Below are 24,952 nucleotides of genomic sequence, written 5' to 3' on the forward strand. Positions count from 1 at the left end.
CGTCGGAGTTCGGGTGCGGCCCCGGCGGCGCTACTGCTGTTCCATTTTCTCCACTTCCGCCATGGCCATTTTATGCCCCTGGCGGGCGGCCCCGGCAAACAGCGTCATGGCGATGGAGCGATCGCGGTCGACGCCCTCACCGTTGCGGAACAGCTTGCCCAGTTGGTACATGCATTCCGGCACCTCGACTTTCGCGCACATCATGTACCAGAGCGCCGCACCGACCGGTCCGGACTGCGGCAGCCGCTGCTCATTGTGCAGCCGCGCCATACCGATCTGGGAGGCGGTGTAAAACGGGCTCTGCATAAAGTGGCCCGCCGCCGCCTCGAAATCCCGCTCGCCGAGAAGGCCGGACTGGAGCAGGCTGCCCTGCAGCATATGCGCGGAGTCGGAATTGACCGCCAGGGCCGCGTCGAGGAATTCCCGCGCGCGGTGCCTCTCTTTCTCCGTGTGCTCGTCGGCATGGGTAAAGATCCATCGCGCATAGGCGACGGCCGCCGGCGCATAACCCTGCTCGGCCAGCTCCTGCAACCCGGGTAGCAGTTTCTCCGCATCCGCCTCCCACCAGTCGCCCACTTCGCGCCGGAGCAACGCATATTTCGCGTCCGGCAGGCCCGTGGCCGCGGCCTTGCGCAGGTGCGCCAGCTCCACTTCGGCGTCCACTACCAGCCTGTCGCCGGCGTAGTAGCTGGAGAATTGCAGCTCTGCCAGGCCCGCTTCCGTTCTCTGTTGCGCAGCCTGCAGGAACTGCGCCGCGAGCTGCTCACTGGCCTCCACCCCGATGCCCTCGCGGTAAATGTAGGCAAGCAGGGACATGGCTTCGGCATGGCCCTTCTCCGCGGCCGACAGCAGGAAATCCACGCAATCGCCGCGGCTGAACATGGCCAGGTCCTCACTCACCAGGCACAGCCGGCCCAGGCGATACTGCGCCACCTGGCTGCCGTAGGCGGCGGCATCCATATAAAAGGAGATCGCCTTTTTCCGTTTGCCACTCAACTCCTGGTAATACCCCAGCCCGACCATGGCCGCGGTGTTGTTCTCGGACATGGGTTCGAGCAGTTGGGTCAGGTAGAGATCGTCGAGACCGGCAAAGGGATAGTCGACCGCCAGCAGCCGGTGGATGGCCGGCTGGTTGTCGAAATAGATAGAGCGCTGGATACCGCTCTGCGGATCTTCCGCCAGGACCACGTAGTAGAGCCCCATGCCGTCGCGAACCGGCAACAGGAAGGAATCCAGGATGTGGTAGCCCGCCAGGTTCAGTATATCGTTGGCGTGATCCAGTATGCCGATCTCGTAGGCGGTATCGGTCTTTTCACCGTCGCCGCTCCCCAACACACCGCGCAGAATATATTGCACCGCGCGCGACTCGCGATCTGCCTGTTGCGTTTTCCCCAGCTGTTCGTAACAGTCCTGCGCCACCAGGTGGGGTTCCAGTTCAAAGAAGTTCTGCGCGGTCCAGCGCTGCCAGTCCACGGCACCGCACCGCTCGCTTTCGGCAGGCAACTGGTCAAGAAAGGCCTTGAAGTGGTTGCGATCGACAACAGCGGTGTGGATTTTCGAGCTGTCCAGGTACGCGGCCCAGAATTCGGCGTAGGGCACCGAGGCCGGGTCCCGGTAGATCCGCTCCGCCAGCGCCGACAGGCGGGCATCCGCGTCGGCAAAGGCTGCCAGTCCACCGGGTACCGTGGCGGCGCCTACGGCATTCATCGGGCCGAAATCACTGTCCTCGACCTGCATTTCCGGCGCAGCCATTTCCGGCAGGTCAAACGTCCTCGGCTGGCTGGCACAACCGGCAATGGCAAGCAGCAGCGACAGCGGGGCAATCCAGTACTTCACGGTGTCCCCCCCGCGGGTCGCTGCCGCTTGAGCAGGTCTCGCGCCAACTGACGCGCACGGTTGCGGCGCTGCTCACCGGAAACCGCTGCCGGCGAAAGCCAGACGACATAACTGAGGTCATCGTCGATACGGTTGATCTGCTGCAGGTACTCGGGGAAATCCGCGGCCGAAACCGCTTTCTGCCGGGACTGGTAATCGTACCGCACGGTGATTTTGCTTTCGCTCTTTTGTACGTCCCGGGAGAATTCGAACCAGGGATTGCTGATTTCCCCGCTACTGTCTTTTTCCGACCAGCGGATATCCCCCGCTTTCTCCGCCACAATTTCCAGGGTCTGCTGTATCTGCAGCTCTCCCGGCAACCGGAAGGGGTAGCGGCGCTGGCGGGAGTTGGGCAGGCGTACCGTATCCACCACATTGGACGCCACCAGCTCGAGCATTTTCTTTCCGGCGCTGTCGTCGCCGACCTTACCCAGGCGGTACCTTTCCTTCATGAGCAGCACATTGCCGGCTTGCTCATCGGTGATCTGTACCGGCTCCAGCACCTCCATATCGGGGAAGTAGCGCGAGTAGTACTGCAGGAACTCCTCTTCCAGGGTCTGCCGATCGCGATAGCCGGTGTAGGAACGCATTTCCTCGGCGCGCCAGCCGGTGTAGCGGCTGGTGACCTCCAACGTGGCGGTCTTGCGATTCGCGTCCAGGGTGATCGTATCCTTCACCTCCACGCGCGCCTGCCGCTGGCTCTGCAGGGGTGCCTCGATCGGTGTCAGGCCCCCGTGTTCGCCGTCAACGACCAGTGCCCAGTTGAAGTCCGGCAGCGACATTTCCCCCAGGGTACCACTCTGGCTGTTATCGGTGGGATCCACCCAGAAGCGCTTGCCATCCAGCTTGAAGGTGGTAATCACATGGTCGAAATTCCCCGGTGAGGGCAGGCGCTTGTCCAGATAAAAATTATCCACTGACGACACCAGGGCCGGTCGCGCCTCAATCCCCAAGTGGCGTAGGGCCGATACCAGTAGCACCGTCTTGTCTTTACAGTCACCGAAGCGGCGATCGAAGGTTTCCCCCGGCGCCGAGGGCCGGTGTGAGTTGACACCGTGTTCTATACCAAAATAGCGAATGTTGCTCTGGATCCACTGGGTGGCTGCCGCGGCCTTCTGTGCCTCGCTGCCGTCCAGCTGTGCCAGCAGCTCGACAAATCCCGGCGGCAATTCACCGGGCATACGGTACAGGGAGTGGGCCCAGCCATTTACTTCCCGCCAGTCCCGATACTGGCTGTACTGGAGCGTCGGAAAGGGTGACAGCCACTCGGGAATACCGTCTTCCGTCCGCACCGGTTGCGGATCGCGCAGATCGACAAAATAGCGCAACCTGTCACCCTCGCTGCGTTGCCGGATCTCCACTGCCGGCCTGTCCCGGCCATCGGCAACACGCAATTGCAGTGGCTGATCCGCCGGGCTCAGCACCCCGATATAGAGCCGCTCGATGGGAACGCCCCAGGCCAGCAGCTCGCGCCCGAACGCCTTGTCCCCGAGCACCGGGTTGGAACCGCGCAGTGTGTAACTGTACTCGACGGTATCCCCGGCGCGCAGGTCGTCGAGCAGCAGCATGGCGGTCCAGCGCTCGGCATACAGCCCCTTGTCGAGCTCATCCTCCTGCTGGAATAGCTTGATATCCGCCGACTCCAGGCGATCGAACCGCTTCCCGTCGCGCAGCACACTGACATCGTGAATCACCAGTTCTTCATAGGCAGGGGCAAAACTCAGGGTAATGCTGGAAATCTGTTGCAACCCCTGCTGGTTCAGCGGTTGCATGGCCACGCGGTAAAAGCGCTCCTTCTGCTCCGCAGACAGGTTCACCTGGGTATCCACCAACCGGTACCGGATACCTTCCCTTGCCGGATGCTCCTCACCCGGCGGCAACGCCACCGGCTGCAGCCAATCCGGACGCGACGCCAGCGAGTAATCCGCTGCCGACACCTCGGGAGCCGGGAGCAAAACCAAAAGCGCGGCCAGGCCAAAAAACATACAGATCGATATTGGGAGGGGCTGGCCCACGGTGCGGGGGCGGAAGCGGGACATCATATTATTGCCTTATCCGGATCTTGTTATGCAAGGTCCATCATAAGGCTTCATTACCCGGGGTGCCATGCCTGGAACCGGCGGGTCCTCGCAGTTTTCCCCGGCAGAAACCAAAACGGTCGCACAGCTCTGCTACTCGCCAGCGGCCTCTCCCCGCCAGGATTTAACCGCTTCCGATGCCAGAGAGGAAAACCCTGAAGACACATCACGCCCCCCGATAGGCCGAAGCAGAACCCTCTTTTATCGGTACAGAGTAGTGAATGTCATGTGCCAACTCGCCGAGATAATCACGGCCTCTGGTATTGTACTTCTCGATCTCGTCATCGTTGAGCTGAATCATGTAGGTATAGCCAAAGGCGCTTATATTGCAGTATGCATCCAGATATAGATTGCCCGCATGCTCAAACAAAAACCAGGCCCAGCTCTCGGTATCGATGACTTTCATACTATTCATTTCGTTTTTCATAAATCAGGCGATAGAAAAATTCTCACCTCTTCTCTCTGCTCACATTTATTTCAGAAAAGCACGACCTTAGGTGAATCTTAGGGTATCCGGGTGACGAAACGAACTGTTACCTAACTTTGCGAGCGGCCCACTAGAACCCGTAGCACAAGTGAAATTGGAAAGCAGCGGAAATATTGTGCCTTTTATTGTTCTTGTAAATTTTCATAGCGTCATGTGCAGAATCGGATATGGTTTTCCCTCGCCATCCACTGGTGAGCGACTCGTTACGGTAAAACCAATATTCTGGTAAAATCCTATCACTTTTTCATTCTGCTCATTAACATCAACCTTGGTTGCCCTCTGATTTTTGATGGCATGATCCGCCAACGAAGCCCCAACACCTTGCCCCCGGACATCAGGCGAAATGAACAGCATTTCAATATTACCATCATGTACGCCAGAAAATCCTAGTATTTCACCACTATTTTATTTGGCACACCTCAGATCAACTGTGTCAAAATACTGTCCAAGGATCAACGGTTTTAAATCTTGCAGATCCTCCTCTAGCAAAAAATGATGGGCTGCCCTGGCCGAGGACTCCTATATTTCTAGAAGCTTGAGATAATCTTCCTTTTTGACAAGCTCAATATCCATTATTCAACTCGAATTTAAATTAAACGATACCAACAGAAGCCGAGTCTTAGCGAGATCCACCCAAGAGAAAATTCTGCCTAAATTGGCTAAATATCTATTTCACAAAAAGCTAATTTTTTTCTTCATCTTCACTGCCGCCGTAGAGCAATTCACTTAGCTCTTCGGGATTCATATGTTTGATTTTTTCTTCCAGCTTTCTATCATAACTGCGATCATTAGGATCCCATCCAGGATAAGCCTTGCGCGCATATTGCTTCATAAAAGCGCCAATCTCACCTTCTAGATTTTTCTTCCGCTTACTCTTCATTCTATTTCAGGCATTTAACGAGGCTTTAGAAAAACTTCCATCTCGCCCCTCGGTTTACATTTCATACAGAAAATTTCGTTCTTACGTGTATTCTGATCTTATCCTGGATGGCAAAAACGTTTCAGGACGCTCTCCGCACAAAAAATCTATCTAATGGACCGCTCACAAAGTTAGGTAACAGCTCGCTTCGCCAAATCGCCCAGCTCTGCATTGAGAAATCTTGAAATAACGCTACTATGCTTTGGAGGGTACGGTTGCCCGCCACTGTCGACTGTCCGGATCTTTGATAAAGCTTGCCTTATCGCGAGGGAAGCACTCACCAGATAGCTCCGAGAAATCACCCTGACTTCTCGAATGAACGGCATATTCGAGAACTTCATTCTCCGTCGCAAACACGATCACATTGTGTCCTTCAGAGTGCAGTACATCCGTATGATCACCGATATTCCATTCAAAACCCAAGGCTTCACTGGATCTTTCGTTGTAAGGCCCGAAAAGCAAACTTTCGACCAGCTTTTTTCAACGAATTGGGCGAAATCAATAGACCTATAATCATTTTCCTGAAGCTCTTCCGAAATCGCCTTGCTCAAATCACTCGCGGTATAGACCGGGTCAGAGCAGGCTACCAGAGCAAAGGCCGATATCAAAACTAGCTTTCTAGTCATATGCATAACGAGACTGTAGAAAAACCATCCCGGATAACAAGCTTTCCGCAGCCATAATTTTGGCTACCTGTTCAAGTCGATTTAAACACAGTCGCTTTTATATAGCCATTCAATCAGAAAACTCCGCAGATTGGCTATTCCAGCGACCTACCGGCTCAATGAATCGCTCTATAATTCATCAGTTTCTCAATATTGTGTACCAGGAAGAAGATCTGCCAGTATCCATGAACCTTTTCTCGATCTCGTAATGAGAACCGATTCAGGCTTTTGTTAGTCCCGGTATTGCCGAATGCCGGCTTTACCACGAACATGCGGTGCCTCTCGCGATTTGCGCCCCGCACCTCTCGGCGCTTCGTTACATTGTCCAGGCCGCTGCTTTATTCAGGCCCGTAGATTCGCCCAGTGACATGGGCGGTTCCGTCCATATCTAGCGGAACAACTTCATCGCGCGACTTCGTGTCGCACCTATCCTTATTCGTTATGCGCTTTACTCGCCGACTTGCGACGAGAGCCAAGTTACACTTCGCACTACAGTCATAGGTAGCGCCGCCTGATGATCACCTTCAATAACTAAGTGCTTCAATGACAAGCTGTTATCATTTCTACTTTCTAGGATAGTGATAAGCTTTTCAGCTTCATCTCCAAGCTCACTCTCAAGCGATCCATATGAAACAAAAACGTTTGAATTTAGGCTCTCAATTTTTTCTTCCAGATTGGCTTCGATATCAGCAAGGTAAGGGATATCGCCAACAATTGAAGGGCTACCAAGAATGTAGTTCTTAAACGTATCGGGTTTCGTGAGTAGTATGTATGCACCTAATTCACTACCAAGTGAATACCCAAAGAAAGTACGATTTTTAGAATCGGCTCGGTAGTTGCTCTCTACATACTTAATTATGTCACTACGAATAAAATTTAGATGATTATGCGCCTTTCCAAGTTGGTACTTTTGCTGCACTTCTTTCTTACTTGATGCTTGCATTGTGTAGTCACGATACCTACTTACATGAGGTCCTGCTTCCTTTAATAAACTCTCATCTATATCAGTTTGCCAGGAAATTCCGACCAAAATAGCGTCTTCCATCAAATATTCTGTTGTAGCAGATAAAATCTCGATATTCCAAGCCGCATCTGGAAAATAGATAGCGGGGAATTTTTTATCGTCTCTCTCGAAGTATTTCTCTGGCAGCTTTACATAAAGATCATATTGCCAATCAGACACAGAATCTCTGATAGGAACTATGTTGGTTCTAGGAATTTCATATGACTTTCGATCATTTGCTTCAACGCTTACAAAAGAAAACATAAACAAACAAAATATAACCAGATTCTTCATCATATTATTTTCTCATTTCGCATAACGAGGCTGTAGAAAAACTCCAGCCCCTCCTTGCTGTTCATATTTTACTCAAAAAGCGCGCTTCTACGTGAATTCTGCACCTATTCTCCATGACGAAAAGCATTTCAGGGCGCTCTCCACACGAAAAATTAACATGCTCCAGAATTACTCGAGTTTTTCTACAGCCTGAACGCCGTGCGCAGCGGCGGCTTACTTTGTGTAGTTTTTGCGCGAAAATAGGAGCGTAGCGACTGCGCAAAAATGCATGAAGTAAGACGTCGGTCTGCCGCACCTTGTTATGCCACTCTACGTACAGCACTGAAAAGCCGATAATCATGCTTCTGCCAAAGCCATGCCAAGATAGTTGTAGTAGTAACAGTAATTAAAGTGGCGATGGCTCTATAGACCCCAGACTCGCTTTGTATTGAAATTCCTTCCGCTCCCCCCTGCCCAGGGCTTGGTCCAAAACTCATCGCATGCAAACCATAAACTAAGGATACAAACAGAACAGATAAAAAATGCACAGAGAGAACGGCCCGAAAGAAAACAGGAGATAGAGAATTCTTTGCAAGCTCAACTGCTAGCAGGGAAAACATCAAGGGTAGAAATATGGTATTCCCTATGTAACTAAATTTTAACCCATGTATTACCCATTGACCGCTGTCACTCATAAGCTCGGTACCAAAATCTTCTGACAAAAATGCGGTAACTGCACGACCCAAGATAAAAAACGCCAATACAACCGCCAGCCACTTTGGCTGAAGCTTTTTTAGTAGACCTTCCATGAGTAAACCTCCTTTTTTATGGCATAACGTAGCAAGCGCGCCGCTTTTTGGCGTCGCTTGCCTAAACTTGTTCTGTTGGGTGAGTTGCAGTCCCCTCCGAACCCCTCTCTTCTTTCCGCCTGGCTTTTCTCGCAGCCTTGTCTGTTACCATCTGCTCGACTGATCGAACAATATCAGGCCCACTTTTATTGAAGTGCTTGAAATATAGCTTCTCAATATAATCCGGCAAAGGCTACTTCCATGGTTCTTGCTTGTGGTTGGCCAGACCTCTAAATTTCTTGGGGTTTAGACCAAGCTCCCTGGCCATCTGCACTTGAGCATGCGACAACCGATACTTCTTTCGTGCCTCAATCCAAGGTCTCAACTTCTGCGGAATAAAACCAGATTTTGCCATTCACCTAAAGCCTGAATCCTCTGCAACAGAACGCCGAGCTCACCGAAATATTTTACGGAGATCGTTTTTGTGTGAGAATGAAGCGCAGCGGAATGCACAAAAACGAGCGTAGTAAAATATTTCCGCTTGCAGCTTTTTGTTATGCATTACCGAATGTACTCCAGCTGAGCATTTGATTTTTCCAGCAATCTTGAAATGCGCCAAGAAACAAATAGTGCAATTCCCCACCAAATGCTACCAAATAGGTTGATAGAGGCTATCGCAAGAACAAAAACTAGTATTTCTAGTGCGACACCCCATAGTGGGTTATCGCTACTTTTTATACTTACCACAGCATGGCAGTTTTTACACTCACTCACGATACCTGGAATATAGAGAGTTTGAAGCACAAGATTTTTGCGAGATATCGTCTCTTCCTGACAGTATGGACATTTCCTATTTTTCATAAAACTCGGCAGTTGTTGATTTTGCATAACGAGGCTGTAGAAAAACTCCAGCTCCTCCTTGCTGTTCATATTCTACTCAAAAATCGTGCTTCTACGTGAATTCTACACCTGTTCTCCATGACGAAAAGCATTTCAGGGCGCTCTCCGCACGAAAGATTAACATGCTCCAGAATTACTCGAGTTTTTCTACAGCCTGAACGCCGCACTCAGACGCGGACAATTTTGTGCGCTTTATGCGCGATAATGGGAGCGTAGCGACCGCGCATAAAGTGCGCAAAGTTGGCCGTCGGCCTGAAGCGGATTGTTAATGTGACGGTGGCACAGGAACCCCTGGAGGTTACGGGATTTGATTATCCCATGTATCCGAGTAACCATTGTTTCCACAGTGTATGTGCAATGTTGTGTAAATTTTCTCTAGATAATATCCAAGATCTTTATCTTCGATAGTTTTATCAACAATTTTCCAATAGAACTTAGCTAATTGAGCGACTTCTTCTTCGCTGGAAACACCTGACTCAATTATCTTGATAATTTCTTTATTTCCAAATTCACTAGCGTAGTGAACAAGTATTTCCTTTTCCTTTTTATCTTTGAACTCGATCATAATGCATCCTGCGCATCTTTAATTACTGACATTCTATCCGCTACCCACTCTAGTTTTGAACGTAACTCAGAAACCGTCATTTTCTTCGTTACTGAGAGTAGAAAGTGCTGCTTCTTTTTATCTCTTGGATCTACGTTAAACTTTAACCCATCTGGAATCTTCGCTTTTTCCAACACCCAAAATACGTGCACCCTTTGTCCCGGATTTCGTTTTGATTTCATCCGGTGAATACCTTTCAAGTGTTGCCAATGTCCGGAAAAAGAAAGACCATGATCAGCCGAAGGCATAATCCATTTTCCACAATTTGAAAAGACATAATCATCTCGTTGGATTCCGTTCACTACTTCTCGATTTGAACTACCTGGATTGATATACAAAGTAGGATGCTCACCTTCTACGATTGGTCTCGCAAACCACTTTTCTAGCCTTTTTATTGCATCCCTTAAATCTTCTGTTGTTTTAAACTGCTCCACTCTCTCTCCTTGTGTGGCTTATTGGAACTGAACATTAACGAGGCTGTAGAAAAACTCCAACTCCTCCTTGCTGTTCATATTTTACTCAAAAATCGCACTTTTACGTGAATTCTGCACCTGTTCTCCATGACGAAAAGCATTTCATGGGCGCTCTCCGTACGAAAAATTAACATGCTCCAGAATTACTCGAGTTTTTCTACAGCCTGAACGTTGCCATCTGCGGCGGCTGTAGCGTATTTAGCGCAAAGCGCGTTGTGTAGGGCGTCCGCAGCATGGCCTGGTTATGAGGACGTGGCCACGACCAGTATGTAGCTAGTACAATAAGCAAACAAAGCCATGTATAAATAGACTACCTTCAATAGAAATCTGCATATTTTCTCAACGAATTGGTCATCGTGAGATTGACAGTGGATGAATTTTAAAATTTTTTTCGTATGCTTTGGTGAATTATTTCCTATCAAGTGAGGCCTTCCAAGTGCTTCATACTTAGATGGCAGGTTCAATTCTAGGTATTTTAAAAGAATCGAGAGCTTGCGCCCCCAAATGACCATTAGCACCCACAATCCAATAAAACTTGCAAACCACAAAACTGCCATATTTTCTCACACTTCGGAAGTTCCGCTCTCATAACAGTTAATTCAAAAGCCACCGCTCTATATCACTTCGCTTCTATCTACAGACATACTCAACCAAAGACCACAGAAAAGCCTTTAAAGTCAATAACATAAAAGGTATTGTTTGTTTTTTGTACAGAACTATAAAGCAAAACAGCGTGGCGCAATTTTCATAGCTCCGCTCTTGATCTCATTTCCCAGCCTTTATAAATCAATAACTTACAACCATTTCTCCACCGATAGAAGCCTCTCGCTCTTGAATTCGGCAACTTTTCTTCACTTGGGCAGCCTGTACCAGTTGGTCCGATACTCCTGAGTGCATCAGTTTGCAGCCTCAGTCTCTGTATCCTCCACTTTCTGCAGCCCGGACTTACTTCCAAACACCTTTCGCAGCAGCGATATGCCCCGGCGCCAGCCCAGAATGGCCTGGCTCGTGAGCACACCGCCCATCATGGCACCGGCGACGCCGCAGCTCATTATGTCCTGGCCGGTCAGGTACAGGCCTTTGATGCGGGTTTTAGGGCGCAGCCAGCGCTGTTCAAAACGTTGGGGATCGTGGTTCAGGCCGTAGATCTCGCCGTGTGGATAGAAGCAGAAATGGTCAGTCGATAGCGGGGTGGAGAGTTCACAGTAGTCGATTTGGCCGCGCAATTGCGGGAAGTGTTTGTACAGTTTCTCCAGCAACCGGTCACTGTAGTGCTGTTTCAATTGTTCGTAGTCCTGCCCGCGCTTACCCCAGGGTTTGTCCTGCCACTGTGCAAACCATTCATATTTTCCCGGCGCCACGATTTCTATGGTCGCGCGCCCGGGGTAGCGCTGTGTGAAGCTCGGGTCTTTGGCGGAGGGAAAAGAGAGGTAGACCAGCGGGATTTCCTCGTCGCTGTTTTGCAGGAACTTCTGCACATCGCCTTCATAGTCCCCACTCGGGTAGAGCCAGTAGTTGGTCTTCGGCAGGCCCAGTTCCGCGGCGGTTTTCTGCAGGCCGATATACAGGCAGATATGGGCCATGGAGGGTTGTACGCGTTTCAGGTCACGGTTGTATCCGGCAGCTTCACTGGCACTGTGTGGCAACAGGCGCTCGAAGGTGTTGAATACACCAGCACCGGAGACCACTGTCGGCGCACGGATTTCGGTACCGTCCGCCATACGCACACCGCAAACGCGGTTGCCATCCAGTAGCAGGGTTTCCACACGCGCGTAGGTGAAGACCTCGCCACCATCGGCCCGGATCTGCGGAATGATGGTCTCGGCAATTCTGCTGGCACCGCCAATCGGGTAGTAGCCGCCGTGGAGGTAGTGCTTCACGATCAGTGCATGGATGATAAAACTGCCGGTTTTGGGCGTCATACCATTGTCGCCCCACTGACCGGTGAGGACGGCTATCAGCTTTTCATTGTCTGTCAGCTCCCGCAGCACTTCGTAGGTGGTTTTGTTGAGGTAATTCGGCAGGCGCAGCTTTTTCCACAGGCTCAGCACCGGCGCACACCAGCGGGGCAACAGCTTTTCCATGGTAATCAGCGGCATGGCGCGGGCCACGGCAGAGACCCGCTCCAGGTACCGCTCGAGTGTCCGGCGCTCCTGAGGGAAATGTGCCAGGAGCTCTTCAATAAATGCCTCGCGGCCAGCGCGTAGATCGAATGGCTCTTCACCGAGGCAGATACGGTCGTAGGTACTGTCCATCGGCGCCCAGTGGAGTTTACCGGCGGACAGGAAGTCGAACAGTTTGCGGGTCGCGGTCGGATGTTCACCTACGTCACCGATATAGTGCACGCCCACATCCCATTCGTAGCCATTGCGGTCGTAGGCGTGGGTAAAGCCACCGGCGGTATAGTGCTGCTCCAGCACCAATACTTTTTGCCCGGCGGCACTCAGCAGGGCGGCGGTGGTGAGGCCGCCGATACCGGAGCCGATCACTACGGCGTCGTAGGGGCCATCCAGCCGGTTGGCGCGGTAGCGCCGGCCAATGCGCAGGCGGCTGGGCTGGGGGCCGCGGGGCTGGGCGTCTGTACTGTTCACGATAAGAGCCTGTTGTGGGTTTATTGTTATGACGTCACCTTAGCTGTCACTCACCCAATATGCAATAAGTTGCATATCAGTTGCCTGCAATTTCCTCGTCATGCATTCGCTATATGAATCATATACAATTCATATAAACCCACGGGAGAGTCACGAATGGGCATCGTTAAAATATCCGATGAGCTGCACGATGAGATCCGCCGGGCCAGCTCGGCCATGGCCCGCTCGATCAATGCCCAGGCGGAGTTCTGGATTCGCCTCGGTATGTTGGCCGAGATGAATCCGGATCAGGGCTACGACCAGTTGCGCAAACAGCTGCTGCGCGCCGAACCACCCACGCTGGAGGAGCTGATCCGTGAATAGTGCACCGATCAAGACCGCCACCGAGCAGGCACTGATGCGCAACGCCGGGCAGCTGCTGAGCCGGGTGTTCGCGATGCTGGACGACTTTGTCGGGCCCGGTGTGTCGACGATGGAGATCAATGATCGCGTCGAACGCTTTATTGTCGACGAGTTGCACTCCCGACCGGCCAGCAAGGGGCAGTACGACTATCCCTATGTGCTGAACAGCTCCGTCAACGAGGTGGTGTGCCACGGCATGCCGAAGGGGACACAGCAGCTCCAGAACGGCGATATCGTCAACCTGGATATCACCCTGGAGAACGGCGGCTATATTGCGGATTCGAGCAAGATGTACATGGTCGGCCGGGTGTCACCGGCAGCCTGGCAGCTGGTCCAGACCACCTACGATGCCATGTGGCGCGGTATCGAGGCGGTACGCCCCGGTGCGCGGCTCGGCGATATCGGCCATGCGATCCAGCGTTGCGCAGAGGGCGCCGGCTATAGCGTCGTACGCGAGTATTGCGGCCACGGCATCGGCCGCGAAATGCACGAAGCCCCGCAGGTGCTGCACTTCGGCCGCCCCGGCACAGGACCGCTGTTGCACGAGGGAATGACCTTTACCATCGAACCGATGATCAACCAGGGCAGTTACAAGACCAGGGTCAAGAAAGACGGCTGGACGGTGGTCACCCGGGATAAAAAGCTGTCCGCCCAGTGGGAACACACCGTACTGGTCACCGCCGGCGGTTGCGAGGTGTTGACATTGCGGGCAGAGGAAAAGGCCCGCTAAACGGCCGCTTTCTTCGCCGGTTCCCGCTCGGCTTCCGCGCCCTCGCCGGTTTTGCACTTACCGGTAAAGGCCCAGGCGATCAGCGCCAGCCAAGCCACCCAGGAGAGAATGGCCGGGATGTTGGCGACAAAGATCCTGCCCAGGTGATCGCGATTGCGAAACAGCGCGATGATGACTGGCAGAAACCACAGTGCCAGGAAGAACAGCACAAAGAGTATGCCTTTAAACAGGCCCAGGCCCTGAACGGCGGCGGTCATGTCCGCCCACATCTGGTCGAGATCGGTCAGCATGGTCGATATCCTCGGTGAATTGTGACAGGTGTGAACACAGCCGAGGCGGAGCTGCCGGAATCCCGGCCACCCGCGGCACCGGAATCGGCGCTGTGCTGCCGGAATCCCGGTGTATTTCCCGCAGGCTGCCGAGCAGCAACAACAGAATGCCGATCAGGAATAGGCTTCCCACCAGATTGCTCCACTGCATTTCCCCCTCCCGGGCTGTGTTCAATGAATACAGTCCCCGACAACCGGGCTTTCTTACACAGAATCGGAGTTCTGTTTCTGCAGCTCGGTGAACAGCCGAAGGTCGCGCGCACTGCGCAACCAGACAAACAGGCTCCAGCCAGCCAGCACCAGGGTGACGGTCGCTATTGCCAGTAGCGTAGGTGTGGAGGCGGATGTCAGTATCGGCTCCAGCCACCCCCACAGCGCCAGGAGTTCCCACGACAGGAAGATCGCCAGTTCGATGGCGTACAGAAGCCAGGCAAACCTTACCGCGTTGCGCTTGCGCGCGATACGCAACAGTGCCAGGTCGATATAGGCGCGGGTGGATTCCTCCGGCGGGCAGTAGAGATCGCGGCGATTGGCGAGGGAAAAGCTGAGTGCCCAGCCCACCAGGACCAGCACCACCAGTGCCCAGAAGATATCCGCCGGTGCCCAGTCGCGTGCCGCGATGACAATGGCATAGGTACACAGGCCCACAGCCACCAGCCATTCCGCCGCGGCGCCGAGGCGCAGGTAGCGCTCCTGCCGCTTGACCCGGCGGCGGACTTCCGCCGGCACCGGAGTCTCTGCGGGCTGCGCGCGCCACAGTTCCTGCAGCGCCTGCCAGTCCCGATCGGTGGTATCGTTCATGTCAGTTTCTCCCGCCCAGCCGCTCGCTGAGTTTCTGTCGCGCGCGGTTCAGGCGCACTGCGACGTTGGATTCCCCGATGCCCAGCACTTCCGAGATCTCCGCATAGCTGAGCCCTTCCAGGCGCAGGGTCAGGGTCTGGCGCAAGCCCAGGGGCAGCTGCTGCACGGCGGCCAGGAGACGCTCGGAATCGCGTCGCGAAGCCAGCTGCTCTGCCGGACCGGGCGCGGAGTCCGCCAGTTGCTCCAGCGCGTCTTCCGCGGCGCCCTCCGGTCGCCGGCGCGCCAGCGCGGTAACCGCGCGGTTGTGCGCTATGCGGAAAACGAAGGTTTTCAGGCTGGCATCACCGCGAAAGGATGGCAGCGCGCGCCATACCGCGAGCCAGATATCCTGCGCCAGGTCATCGCGCTCGGCACTGTTGCGCACATAGCTGCCGGCAACGCGGGCAATGGCGGCGCCGTGGTCGGCGACTAACTGCTGGAATAACTGCTCGCTGGCTCTCACGCGGACTTTCCCCTGGTACCCGGAGTTACAGTATCCGCAGCCAGGAAAAACTTACACAAAAATTTTCTATGGAAAATGGACTCCAGTCCCTATCCAGTCCGACAGGAACTGGTGCTGCCGGAATTTGTAGCGCCAATATTGTTGTGCCTGTTCACAACCGCCCGAAAACAGAATATCTACAGCGTCAGGCAAAATAAAAGGCCGGATCCTTGTGTTAAGGATAGTGGGTAGTCGAGAAGCCATTAACCGAGGATATTCCATGAAAACTTCAAAAACCAGAACAGGCACCAGCAGATTGAGTCACCGCACCCTGGCCCTGTTTGCGCTTGCCATAAGCCTGGCACTGCCTTCAGGTAATGCCCTGGCCGTCGGGGAGCTGACCTGCGTTGCCAGTTCGGAAATCAGCTACTCCCCCGGCCTGCGTCTGTTTACCCAACAGACCGACATCACTTTCGATACCGGTTACAGCGGCTGTACATCACTGACCGGCTCGCCAATTATCTCCGGCAGCCGCTCCGGCAGCTTCAGTGGTCCGCGCAGTTGCCTGGCACTGCCACCAAGCGGGTCTGCACTGGTGGAAGTAACCTGGAGCAACGGGCAGATCAGCGTTGTGGATGCGACCAGCCAGAGCACCGATGCCGCCGGCCAGACAATACACCTGATCACCGGCCCGATCATTTCCGGGCCCTTCACCGGAAGAACCTTCAATGAACAGATTGTGCAGGCATCCCTGGACCTGCTCTACTGCCTGACAGCGCCCGGCGTAACATTCCAGAGCGGTACCGGGGTGATGGAAATCCTGTAGCTCAAGCCAACCAGCCCCCGCGCACAGCGGACCCGCGCCCGCCGAGGCGGGGTCCGCAGCCCACCACAAGTTCCGCCGGTGCGACAAAGCGACTGGATTCCGCGGTAACCAAACTTTAATAATCCCCTCCCGCCCAAATATTTCTTCCCGACCCGGGCCCTTCCGCCCGTCCTGCAATTGTTCAGAAGTCGCATGCCCAGAAGTACCCGTTATTGTTCTATCGAAAAACCCGTCATTACCCATCGGTTTTTTTGTCTTGTTCTATTCAGTTTATCCACGGCGCTGTTCGTGCTCAGTTCATCGGCCCTTGCCGATACCGGAAAAACCGACAGCGCATTGCAGGCAGTCACCCTGCGTATCGACAACGATATCTTTGCCGGCAGCGACCGGGGTTATTCCAACGGTATCAATATCGGCTTCCTGTCACAGACGGTGGACGACTTCGATGACTCGCGGCTGCCCGCCAGTTACCGATGGCTGAATCATGGCCTGGGCTGGCTGCAGCCGCGGGAATGGGATCAGTACAATATGGCGTTGACTGTCGGCCACGGTATTTTTACCCCGGGCGACTGGCGCGCCAGCGAGCTGGTGAAAGACGACCGGCCCTACGCCGGCGTGCTGCTTGTCGGCGTGGACTATAACGGCAGAAGCGATAACCGCATGCAGAGTACCGGCCTGGACCTGGGGATTATCGGCCCCTCGGCATTGGGAGAGGATCTGCAAAAAGGTGTGCACAAGCTGCTGGGGTCGGAGACATTCCGCGGCTGGGACAACCAGCTTCGCGACGAACTGGTCTTCCGCCTGTCGACCCAGCGCCTGTATCGCCTGCATATCGAGCCCGGCGGGGGTGGCGACTGGCAACAAGACCTGATACTGCGCACTGGCGGCAGTTTTGGTAACCTGGTCACCGATCTCAATATCGGCGCCGAGTGGCGCTTCGGCCCGCAACTACCGGACAATTTCGGCAGCGCGCCGCTGTTGCCGGCGTCGGAAAACACCGTGCCCACGCGCCACAGGGATTACAGCCGCCGCCTGAAACTGCACGGCTTTATCGCCACCAACCTGCGCGGCGTCATCTATGATGTCACACTGGACGGCAACACCTGGAAAGACAGCCACAGCGTCACTCGCGAACCACTGGTACTGGACCTGGGCATAGGCGTGGCGGGTAGTTACGGGCACTGGCGGTTCGCTTTTGCGCACTATTTCCGTAGCCGCGAATTCGAGCAACAGGAAGAGCCGCCCAGACTCGGTAGTTTCAGTGCCTGGCGGGAGTTCTGAAGCAACTTCTCAGCCATACTGGAGAGAGACCTCTTTTCAGCAAACCACAGGGAGAGCAACACCATGAAAGTCCTCTACAAAGCCGTGGCCACTGCCACTGGCGGCCGCGACGGCAAGGCCAAATCATCCGACGGCCAACTGGAAGTGAAGCTGGCGGTTCCGGAGGAAATGGGCGGCCCCGGCGGCGCGACCAACCCGGAACAGCTGTTCGCCGCAGGCTATTCAGCCTGCTTTATCGGTGCCATGAAAAAGGTCGCGGGCGACGAGAAAATTTCGGTACCGGGCGATACCAGTGTCCGCGGCGAGGTTGGGATAGGGCCGAAGGGCGAAGGATTCGGTCTGGATATCGATCTCTTCGTAACGCTACCGGGCATGGAGCAGCAACAGGCCGAGGACCTGGTGGCCAAAGCGCACCGAGTCTGCCCCTACTCCAACGCCACACGCAACAATGTGGATGTGCGGTTACACGTGGAGACTTGAGGCGGTTTCAGGCTTATTCACATAGCGCGACTTGAGCACTGCGTTGCATACCGGACTGCAGAGTCAGTCGCGCACTTTTCCGATGATTAATACGAGCATGTACGAGATAAAAAATCGCGTCAATTCCGCCCGCTCTGCTGATGGTGAGTCGGGCTTCGGTCCAGCGCAGCCGCCTTGGTATATTCCAGCTTCCGATATCTTCCCCTGAGAGCTGCGGGCGATCCACAGCGGCCTTTCTCTGCTACCGGCCCCTAGCGGGCCGCTCGCAAAGTTAGGTAACAGTTCGCTTCGCCAAATCGTCCAGCTCTGCGTTGAGAAAGCTTGAAATAACGCTGCTATTCCAGCGCTTTCTCACCTTGACCTGAACAATTTGGCTGTGCTCCTTTGTTACCGAACTTTACAAGCAGCCCACTAGTTACCTCTTCGCAACCAGGAATACGAGATGACATCCAAAATATCGTTAACGCCACGAGCGAAGGGTATTATGAGCCGTGGTCATCAGCATTAACAGGGAGCCAAGCGCAAAGAGCCAGACTCCGGCAACAGCATACTGTGAAAAATTCGGCAAAAACAGGATACTGCCCGACAGAAATGCAATGCTGCTAACCACTCCCAACAGATTATGAAGCTTCTCAATCATCGACTTACCCAGATACCCAGAAAAATCCCGGACAGCTCATACAGCGGCCCAAATAGAGTCTTGCAATCAATATCCACACGTTTCAATTTAAGCGGAAAATTTCCTGCTTGCTGCTACTGAATATCAGGCTGAAACTTCATACTAATCGATACGCGGTTCCAGCTGTTGATTTCCAGGATAACGGCCATCAGCTCCAAAAGATCGCGCTCACCAAATTCCTGCAGACACTGCTGATATATGTCGTCGGTGACGCCGTCTTTTTCTATACGGGTAATGGACTCTGCCAGGGCCAGCGCCACTCTTTCACGCCCGGAGAAGCAGCTCGCCTCGTGCCAGGCGGACAGAACGTCCAGCCGCGCCTGCTGTTCGCCACCCTCGCGCAACTCCTGAGAATGCATGTGCAGACAGAAGCAGCATTGATTGATTTGTGACACTCGCAACCTCACCAGATTGCAGAGGCTTTTCTCCAGTGCGGATTGATGATCGGTCTTGCCCAACGCCAGGAGGCTGCTGGAGATCCGGGGACCGAGCTCATAGAAAGCCTGTTGTGACAAACGCTCACTCATACTGATTTACCCACAGCCAATTGACATTGCCATGCAGTATAGGAATAAACGGGCGCTATTTATTGTAGATCTGCGACACCTTGCGCTTTCGATAGGAGCCAGGCGTCTCCAGCGTATAGCGACGGAATGCGTGCGAGAAATGGGCCTGGTCGAAGAAGCCGCAATCCAGGGCGACATCCCCGATCGAGGCCGGGGTGTGGATCAAGCCATAACGCGCCCGATACATGCGGCCAAACTGGATCAGCTCTGCCGGACTGACTCCGACTTCACGCCGCAGCTTTCTCTCCAGGGTTCTGCGGTTCATGCCCAGCCGTTCACAGAGCAGCGGCACGGAGTTCATGAGCTTTGTCTGTGCAACGATTCCCTGAATGGTGCGCATATCCCGCTCCAGCGCATCCAGCTTTTGCAGCCGATGGGTCAGCCAGCCCTGGATCCCTGCAACACGCCCGGACATCGTCAGCGAATGGATTCTGTCCATAAGCGCCATAAAGCTGCGATACCAGGCGGGTTCCAGATCCCCACCCAATACATACTGCTGATCGCCAAACATCTGCGGATCCAGGTCGAGCAGGTAGAGACTGCCGGACGGGTTGAAGCGGATACTGATCAGTTGCTGGTTGCTGCGAAAGACCTCGACCCTGGTAACCCGGTTGGACGTAAAGGAAATTGCCGGCTGGTCTGTGGAGAGATCGATGGTGAGGCTGCTGCCGGCGTCGGGGTACAACTTCTCCCGCGCGGCGGTGCCGACACCGCCTTCGCCACCCAGAACCCAGTAACACTGGATCCAGGGCTTCAGGTGAGGCTCCGGAAAAAATGTCTGGACGTGCAGTGCCTCAAAGCTGTCTGCTGGAATCAACTCCGCCATCCTTATGCAATCAGGTCACCCCATTCGCAATCTGGAAAGCCACCCGCGCCGCCGTGCGCGCGGCGTGGTCCTCGATATCGAAATAGGGATTGAATTCGGCCAGGTCGGCGAGGCAGACCTTACCGGTTTCCAGTACGGTATCCAGCAATGGTTCAAACAATTCCAGCGGCACACCGCGCCCGGCCGGGGCGCTGACCGCGGGCATCACCGCTGCGGGAAATACATCGAAGCAGACGCTCAGGTAGACCAGGTCGACCCCCTGGATAAAGCGCAGGATCCGCTCGCGCACCCGCTCCAGGTGCCAACTGGTGATCTCCCGGTCGCGGATCACTTCCGCGCCCAGTTCGTCGGCGCGATTGAACAGCGCCGGCGTATTGGCATTGTCGGCGGCGCCGATACACAGGTAATTGAACGGCCGGCCGTTGATCTCGCACTGCTCGGCAATCTGGTAGAAGGGTGTTCCCGACGACCCCTTGGGGCTCGGAATACGCAGGTCCAGGTGGGCGTCGAAATTGATCACGCCGAGGGTCTTGTCCCGGTGCTCCTCGCGCATCCAGCGGGCGATACCCTGGTAGCTGCCAAAGGCCACTTCATGACCGCCGCCGAGTACCAGCGGGAAATGGCCGCCGTTCAGCAGTTCAGTGACGCGCGCACCGAGCAGCGACTGGGCGGATTCCAGGTCCTCTTTTTCCACCTTGACGTTGCCGGCGTCGTACAGCGGCGTATCGAAGGTGGCCGGGAGGCTGGCCATCGCCAGGCGCAGGATGCGCGGGCCCTTGGCGGCGCCGATGCGGCCCTTGTTGCGGCGCACGCCCTCGTCGGAGGCGAAACCGAGAATCGCCAGGCCCGGCGGGCTGTCCAGCTGCAGCGGCGAGATCCGCTGGTGCCAGCGCTCGCCCGCGCGGCCGTCCTCGCTGTCGGTGCGGCCGCTCCACAGGCGCATATCAGCCAGCTGTAACATCTTTGCCTCCGAAAAAAATCTGCGCGGGTTGCAGGGCGCCGACCTCGTAGGCCAGCTGATCGGGCGTATCCATCGGCCACAGCACCATGTCGGCGCGCAGGCCCGGGCGCAGGGCGCCGCGGGAACAGCAGAGCCCCAGCGCGCGGGCGGCGGAGCGGGTCACGCCCGCCAGCGCCTCCGCCGGCGTCAGGCCGAACAGGTTGCAGCCCATATTCATCATCAACCGCAGCGAGGCGATCGGGCAGCTGCCCGGGTTCAGGTCCGTGGACAGCGCCATGGGCACGCCGGCCGCCCGCAATTTGTCCACCGGCGGCACACGGGTTTCGCGCAGGGTATAGAAGGCACCGGGCAACAGCACCGCAACGGTGCCGCTGTCCGCCATCTGCGCCACATCCCCGTCGGTGATGTATTCGATATGGTCCACGGACAGCGCGCTGGACCGGGCCGCCATGGCCGTGGCACCGGTGCGGGCCAACTGTTCCGCGTGGACTTTTACCGGCAGGTCCAGGTCTTTCGCGGCATCGATGACCCGCTGGCACTGCTCGACGGAGAAAGCGATCTTCTCGCAGAACATGTCCACCGCATCGGCCAGTTGCTCCCTGGCGACCGCCGGCAGAATCTGCTCACACACCAGGTCGATATATTCGTCCGCGCGGCCGTCGTATTCCGGGGGCAGCGCGTGCGCCGCCAGGCAGGTGGTGACGATCTCCACCGGATGGTGCTGGCCCAGGCGGCGCGCGGTGCGCAGCTGTTTCAGTTCGGTGTCCAGGTCCAGGCCATAGCCGGACTTCACCTCGATGGTGGTGGCGCCCTCGGCCATCAGCGCCCGCAGCCGCGGCTCGGCGCCGCGGTATAGCTGCTCGGCGCTGGCGGCGCGGGTCGCGCGGACGGTGGACAGGATACCGCCGCCGGCACGTGCCACTTCCTCGTAACTCTCGCCGCCCAGGCGACGGGCGAATTCCCCGGCGCGGTGACCGCCGTAGACCAGGTGGGTGTGGCAGTCGACCAGGCCCGGGGTCAGCCACTGGCCCTCGCCGTCGATGGTGTGGTCGGCGGCGGTTTCCGGCAGCTCCCCGCGCGGCCCCAGCCACACGATTTTGCCCCCGGTCACGGCCACCGCGGCATCTTCCACGGCGCCGTAGCCCCCGGGAAGCGACGGATCCATGGTGGCGGCATGGACGTTGGTGATCAGCAGGTCGCAGCGTTCTGTCATAGGCTTGTTCCCGGCGCGCGCACAGAGTCTGGCGGCGCGGTTTTCCTCATTTATAACCATAGTCGCTCGCCTGGTGGACGAGCGGTTTTCAACGTCGGTGACCGACCGGCCCGCTCCAGGCCCAGCCGGGCTTCATTCGGCAATCTTGACACCGGCCGAGCCGGGCACCATAGTAACGCCACCTCTTGTATATACAACCATATACAAGCTCGAACAGCACTCTACCGAAGTCCATGAATACTGCAAGCGCGCCCTCGGCCCCCACAAACGAACCCCGCTACGCGGCGATCAAGCGGCATATCCGCGGACAGATCGAGACCGGTGAATGGCCGGTGCACTTCCGCGTGCCGTCCGAGAACGACCTGGCGCGGGATTTCGGGGTCAGCCGCATGACCGCACGGCGCGCCCTGAGCGAGCTGACCGACGAGGGCGTGCTGATGCGCTCGCAGGGCCTGGGCACCTTCGTCGCCGAGCCGGTGCCGGCGGGCTCGCTGCTGGAGGTGCGCAATATCGCCGACGAGGTCTCCGCCCGCGGCCACAGCTACAGCAACCGGATCCTGCTGCTCGAGGAGGCGACCGCCTCCACCGATGTGGCCCGCGCCCTGGGCATGCCGGAGGAGGCGCGGGTGTTCCACTCGATCATCGTGCACTGCGACAACGCGCTGCCGATCCAGTGGGAAGAGCGCTTTACCAATCCGGCGCTGGTACCCGACTACCTGCAGCAGGACTTCAGCGCCACCACCCCCAACGCCTACCTGTCCCGCGTGGCGCCACTGACGGAGGCGGACACTACCGTTGAGGCAATCGCGGCGGAGGCAGCGGTGGCCGAGGCCCTGGCCATCGACACACACAGCGCCTGCCTGCAGATCTGGCGGCGCACCAAGAGCCGCACCGGCACCGTGAGTTTCGCCCGGCTGGTGCACCCGGGCAACCGCTACCGGCTGGGCGCACAGCTGCGTTTCTGAAATTCCACAGCCAGTCCCGAGTCCCGAAAATGATACGAGGCAACCATGACCGATAAACGCCACGATCCCAGCCGCAAGATCGCCGCTCCCACCGGCAGCAAACTGAATGCGAAAAGCTGGCTCACCGAAGCGCCGCTGCGCATGCTGATGAACAACCTGCACCCGGACGTGGCCGAGCGCCCGGAGGACCTGGTGGTCTACGGCGGCATCGGCCGCGCGGCGCGGGACTGGGAATGCTACGACAGGATCGTCGAGGTACTGAAACGCCTCGAGGACGACGAGACGCTGCTGGTGCAGTCCGGCAAGCCGGTGGGCGTATTCAGAACCCACGCCGATGCACCGCGGGTGCTGATCGCCAACTCCAACCTGGTGCCGCACTGGGCCAACTGGGAGCACTTCAACGAGCTGGATAAAAAGGGCCTGGCCATGTATGGCCAGATGACCGCCGGCTCCTGGATCTATATCGGTTCGCAGGGCATCGTGCAGGGCACCTACGAGACCTTTGCCGCGGTCGCGCGCCAGCATTTCGATGGCAAGGCCAAAGGCAAATGGATCCTGACCGGCGGCCTCGGCGGTATGGGCGGCGCCCAGCCACTGGCGGCCACCATGGCCGGTTTCTGCATGATCGCGGTGGAGTGCGACGAGACGCGCATCGATTTCCGCCTGCGCACCGGCTATCTGGACAGGAAAGCCACCAGCCTGGATCAAGCACTGGAAATGATTCACAGCGCCATGGAAAAAGACGAGGCGGTTTCCATTGGCCTGTTGGGCAATGCCGCGGATATTTTCCCGGAACTGGTGGAACGCAATATCACCCCGGACTCGGTCACCGACCAGACCTCCGCCCACGACCCGCTGAACGGCTACCTGCCGAAGGGCTGGACGATGGAACACGCCGCCGCAATGCGCCAAAAGGATGAGGCGGCGGTGGTCAAGGCGGCCAAGCAGTCCATGGCCGTGCAGGTGCAGGCGATGCTGGATCTGCAGGCGCGCGGCGCCGCGACTCTGGACTACGGCAACAATATCCGCCAGATGGCACTGGAAGAGGGGGTCAAAAACGCCTTCGATTTTCCCGGCTTCGTGCCCGCCTATATCCGTCCGCTGTTCTGCGAGGGTATCGGCCCCTTCCGCTGGGCGGCGTTGTCCGGCAACCCGGAGGATATCTACAAGACCGACGCCAAGGTGAAGGAGCTGATCCCGGACGACCCGCAACTGCACAACTGGCTGGATATGGCCCGCGAGCGCATCCAGTTCCAGGGCCTGCCGGCGCGCATCTGCTGGGTGGGCCTGAAAGACCGCGCGCGCCTGGCGCTGGCCTTCAACGACATGGTCGCCAACGGCGAGCTGGAAGCGCCGGTGGTGATCGGCCGCGACCACCTGGATAGCGGCTCCGTGGCCAGCCCCAACCGCGAAACCGAATCCATGATGGACGGCTCGGACGCGGTGTCCGACTGGCCGCTGTTGAACGCGCTGCTGAACACCGCCTCCGGTGCCACCTGGGTGTCGATCCACCACGGCGGCGGTGTCGGCATGGGCTTTTCCCAGCACGCCGGTGTGGTGATCGTCTGCGACGGCACCGAGGCGGCGCGCAAGCGCATCGAACGCGTGCTCTGGAACGATCCGGCCACCGGCGTCATGCGCCATGCGGATGCGGGTTACGACATCGCTAAGAAGTGCGCGAAGGAGCAGGGGCTGGACCTGCCGATGCTGAAAGACTGATCCGGGACTCACACAACCGTGCCGTAGGAACCTGCCC

The 24,952-nt window shown here is 56.4% G+C and carries 27 protein-coding genes; 7 read left to right on the forward strand and 20 right to left on the reverse strand.

Annotated elements, in window-relative coordinates; all coding sequences use genetic code 11:
- Positions 1–30: 30 nt before the first annotated feature.
- The 12 genes from MWN76_RS21160 to MWN76_RS10140 all read right to left on the reverse strand — a co-directional run bounded on the left by MWN76_RS21160 (position 31) and on the right by MWN76_RS10140 (position 12,656).
- Positions 31–1,836, reverse strand: coding sequence for a hypothetical protein (locus tag MWN76_RS21160; protein WP_250461282.1), 1,806 nt, complete (start codon positions 1,834–1,836; stop codon positions 31–33).
- Complete coding sequence (locus MWN76_RS10090; protein WP_250461283.1) at positions 1,833–3,812, reverse strand: DUF3857 domain-containing protein; 1,980 nt, start codon at positions 3,810–3,812, stop codon at positions 1,833–1,835. The genes MWN76_RS21160 and MWN76_RS10090 overlap by 4 nt, the downstream gene beginning before the upstream one ends.
- A 307-nt stretch (positions 3,813–4,119) precedes the next feature.
- Positions 4,120–4,359: a hypothetical protein gene (locus tag MWN76_RS10095; protein ID WP_250461284.1), complete on the reverse strand. Its 240-nt coding sequence runs from the start codon at positions 4,357–4,359 to the stop codon at positions 4,120–4,122.
- Between the two features lie 222 nt (positions 4,360–4,581).
- Positions 4,582–4,833 carry a GNAT family N-acetyltransferase gene (locus MWN76_RS10100; RefSeq protein ID WP_345780067.1) on the reverse strand — a complete coding sequence of 84 codons (252 nt, stop codon included), beginning with the start codon at positions 4,831–4,833 and terminating at the stop codon, positions 4,582–4,584.
- A gap of 289 nt (positions 4,834–5,122) precedes the next feature.
- Positions 5,123–5,320 carry a hypothetical protein gene (locus tag MWN76_RS10105; RefSeq protein ID WP_250461286.1) on the reverse strand — a complete coding sequence of 66 codons (198 nt, stop codon included), beginning with the start codon at positions 5,318–5,320 and terminating at the stop codon, positions 5,123–5,125.
- Positions 5,321–6,140: 820 nt separating this feature from the next.
- Complete coding sequence (locus MWN76_RS10110) at positions 6,141–6,326, reverse strand: transposase (RefSeq protein ID WP_345780064.1); 186 nt, start codon at positions 6,324–6,326, stop codon at positions 6,141–6,143.
- Between the two features lie 146 nt (positions 6,327–6,472).
- Complete coding sequence (locus MWN76_RS10115; protein WP_250461288.1) at positions 6,473–7,324, reverse strand: alpha/beta hydrolase; 852 nt, start codon at positions 7,322–7,324, stop codon at positions 6,473–6,475.
- Between the two features lie 296 nt (positions 7,325–7,620).
- Complete coding sequence (locus MWN76_RS10120; protein ID WP_250461289.1) at positions 7,621–8,109, reverse strand: hypothetical protein; 489 nt, start codon at positions 8,107–8,109, stop codon at positions 7,621–7,623.
- Positions 8,110–8,649: 540 nt separating this feature from the next.
- Positions 8,650–9,018 carry a hypothetical protein gene (locus MWN76_RS10125; RefSeq protein ID WP_250461290.1) on the reverse strand — a complete coding sequence of 123 codons (369 nt, stop codon included), beginning with the start codon at positions 9,016–9,018 and terminating at the stop codon, positions 8,650–8,652.
- A gap of 268 nt (positions 9,019–9,286) precedes the next feature.
- Entirely contained in the window at positions 9,287–9,553 is a 267-nt protein-coding gene (locus tag MWN76_RS10130; RefSeq protein ID WP_250461291.1) for a hypothetical protein, read from the reverse strand.
- Complete coding sequence (locus MWN76_RS10135) at positions 9,550–10,026, reverse strand: hypothetical protein (RefSeq protein WP_250461292.1); 477 nt, start codon at positions 10,024–10,026, stop codon at positions 9,550–9,552. The genes MWN76_RS10130 and MWN76_RS10135 overlap by 4 nt, the downstream gene beginning before the upstream one ends.
- A 935-nt stretch (positions 10,027–10,961) precedes the next feature.
- Positions 10,962–12,656, reverse strand: a complete 1,695-nt coding sequence (locus tag MWN76_RS10140) for a phytoene desaturase family protein (protein ID WP_250461293.1) — start codon at positions 12,654–12,656, stop codon at positions 10,962–10,964.
- Between the two features lie 156 nt (positions 12,657–12,812).
- Here MWN76_RS10140 and MWN76_RS10145 point away from each other — a divergent pair, with 156 nt between their 5' ends.
- Both MWN76_RS10145 and map read left to right on the forward strand, forming a co-directional pair.
- Positions 12,813–13,019 carry a ParD-like family protein gene (locus MWN76_RS10145; protein ID WP_250461294.1) on the forward strand — a complete coding sequence of 69 codons (207 nt, stop codon included), beginning with the start codon at positions 12,813–12,815 and terminating at the stop codon, positions 13,017–13,019.
- Entirely contained in the window at positions 13,012–13,788 is a 777-nt protein-coding gene (gene map / locus MWN76_RS10150) for a type I methionyl aminopeptidase (protein WP_250461295.1), read from the forward strand. Before MWN76_RS10145 ends, map begins: the two co-directional genes overlap by 8 nt.
- Here map and MWN76_RS10155 read toward each other — a convergent pair.
- The 3 genes from MWN76_RS10155 to MWN76_RS10165 all read right to left on the reverse strand — a co-directional run bounded on the left by MWN76_RS10155 (position 13,785) and on the right by MWN76_RS10165 (position 15,420).
- Positions 13,785–14,078 (reverse strand): superinfection immunity protein, encoded by a 294-nt coding sequence (locus MWN76_RS10155; RefSeq protein WP_250461296.1) that lies wholly within the window; start codon positions 14,076–14,078, stop codon positions 13,785–13,787. The two genes, map and MWN76_RS10155, sit on opposite strands and share 4 nt — an antisense overlap.
- Before the next feature lie 243 nt (positions 14,079–14,321).
- Positions 14,322–14,918, reverse strand: a complete 597-nt coding sequence (locus tag MWN76_RS10160) for a hypothetical protein (RefSeq protein ID WP_250461297.1) — start codon at positions 14,916–14,918, stop codon at positions 14,322–14,324.
- Position 14,919: 1 nt separating this feature from the next.
- Positions 14,920–15,420, reverse strand: coding sequence for an RNA polymerase sigma factor (locus MWN76_RS10165; RefSeq protein WP_250461298.1), 501 nt, complete (start codon positions 15,418–15,420; stop codon positions 14,920–14,922).
- Positions 15,421–15,679: 259 nt separating this feature from the next.
- On the opposite strand from MWN76_RS10165, the gene MWN76_RS10170 reads away from it, so the two are divergent.
- From MWN76_RS10170 to MWN76_RS10180, 3 genes are all read left to right on the forward strand, one after another.
- On the forward strand, positions 15,680–16,225 hold the full coding sequence (locus tag MWN76_RS10170; protein WP_250461299.1) for a hypothetical protein: 546 nt from the start codon (positions 15,680–15,682) through the stop codon (positions 16,223–16,225).
- A 288-nt stretch (positions 16,226–16,513) separates the two neighbouring features.
- Positions 16,514–17,506 (forward strand): lipid A deacylase LpxR family protein, encoded by a 993-nt coding sequence (locus MWN76_RS10175; RefSeq protein ID WP_250461300.1) that lies wholly within the window; start codon positions 16,514–16,516, stop codon positions 17,504–17,506.
- 63 nt (positions 17,507–17,569) lie between these two features.
- Positions 17,570–17,986, forward strand: coding sequence for an organic hydroperoxide resistance protein (locus tag MWN76_RS10180; protein WP_250461301.1), 417 nt, complete (start codon positions 17,570–17,572; stop codon positions 17,984–17,986).
- 460 nt (positions 17,987–18,446) lie between these two features.
- Here MWN76_RS10180 and MWN76_RS21295 read toward each other — a convergent pair whose 3' ends face one another.
- The 5 genes from MWN76_RS21295 to hutI all read right to left on the reverse strand — a co-directional run bounded on the left by MWN76_RS21295 (position 18,447) and on the right by hutI (position 22,231).
- On the reverse strand, positions 18,447–18,626 hold the full coding sequence (locus tag MWN76_RS21295; RefSeq protein WP_425606612.1) for a YrhK family protein: 180 nt from the start codon (positions 18,624–18,626) through the stop codon (positions 18,447–18,449).
- Positions 18,627–18,739: 113 nt separating this feature from the next.
- Positions 18,740–19,192, reverse strand: coding sequence for a carboxymuconolactone decarboxylase family protein (locus MWN76_RS10185; RefSeq protein ID WP_250461302.1), 453 nt, complete (start codon positions 19,190–19,192; stop codon positions 18,740–18,742).
- A gap of 55 nt (positions 19,193–19,247) precedes the next feature.
- The gene (locus MWN76_RS10190; protein ID WP_250461303.1) at positions 19,248–20,048 is read right to left on the reverse strand and encodes a helix-turn-helix transcriptional regulator; all 801 of its coding nucleotides are present in this window, start codon (positions 20,046–20,048) and stop codon (positions 19,248–19,250) included.
- A 19-nt stretch (positions 20,049–20,067) separates the two neighbouring features.
- On the reverse strand, positions 20,068–21,018 hold the full coding sequence (hutG, locus tag MWN76_RS10195) for a formimidoylglutamase (protein ID WP_250461304.1): 951 nt from the start codon (positions 21,016–21,018) through the stop codon (positions 20,068–20,070).
- Entirely contained in the window at positions 21,002–22,231 is a 1,230-nt protein-coding gene (gene hutI, locus MWN76_RS10200; RefSeq protein ID WP_250461305.1) for an imidazolonepropionase, read from the reverse strand. The genes hutG and hutI overlap by 17 nt, the downstream gene beginning before the upstream one ends.
- 233 nt (positions 22,232–22,464) lie before the next feature.
- On the opposite strand from hutI, the gene hutC reads away from it, so the two are divergent.
- Together hutC and hutU are read left to right on the forward strand one after the other, a co-directional pair.
- Positions 22,465–23,196: a histidine utilization transcriptional repressor HutC gene (gene hutC, locus MWN76_RS10205; protein ID WP_250461306.1), complete on the forward strand. Its 732-nt coding sequence runs from the start codon at positions 22,465–22,467 to the stop codon at positions 23,194–23,196.
- A gap of 45 nt (positions 23,197–23,241) precedes the next feature.
- A complete protein-coding gene (gene hutU, locus MWN76_RS10210; protein ID WP_250461307.1) occupies positions 23,242–24,915 on the forward strand; it encodes a urocanate hydratase in 1,674 nt (557 codons plus the stop codon).
- Positions 24,916–24,952 lie beyond the last annotated feature (37 nt).

Source organism: Microbulbifer litoralis (genome assembly GCF_023634065.1).
Taxonomy (GTDB): domain Bacteria; phylum Pseudomonadota; class Gammaproteobacteria; order Pseudomonadales; family Cellvibrionaceae; genus Microbulbifer; species Microbulbifer litoralis.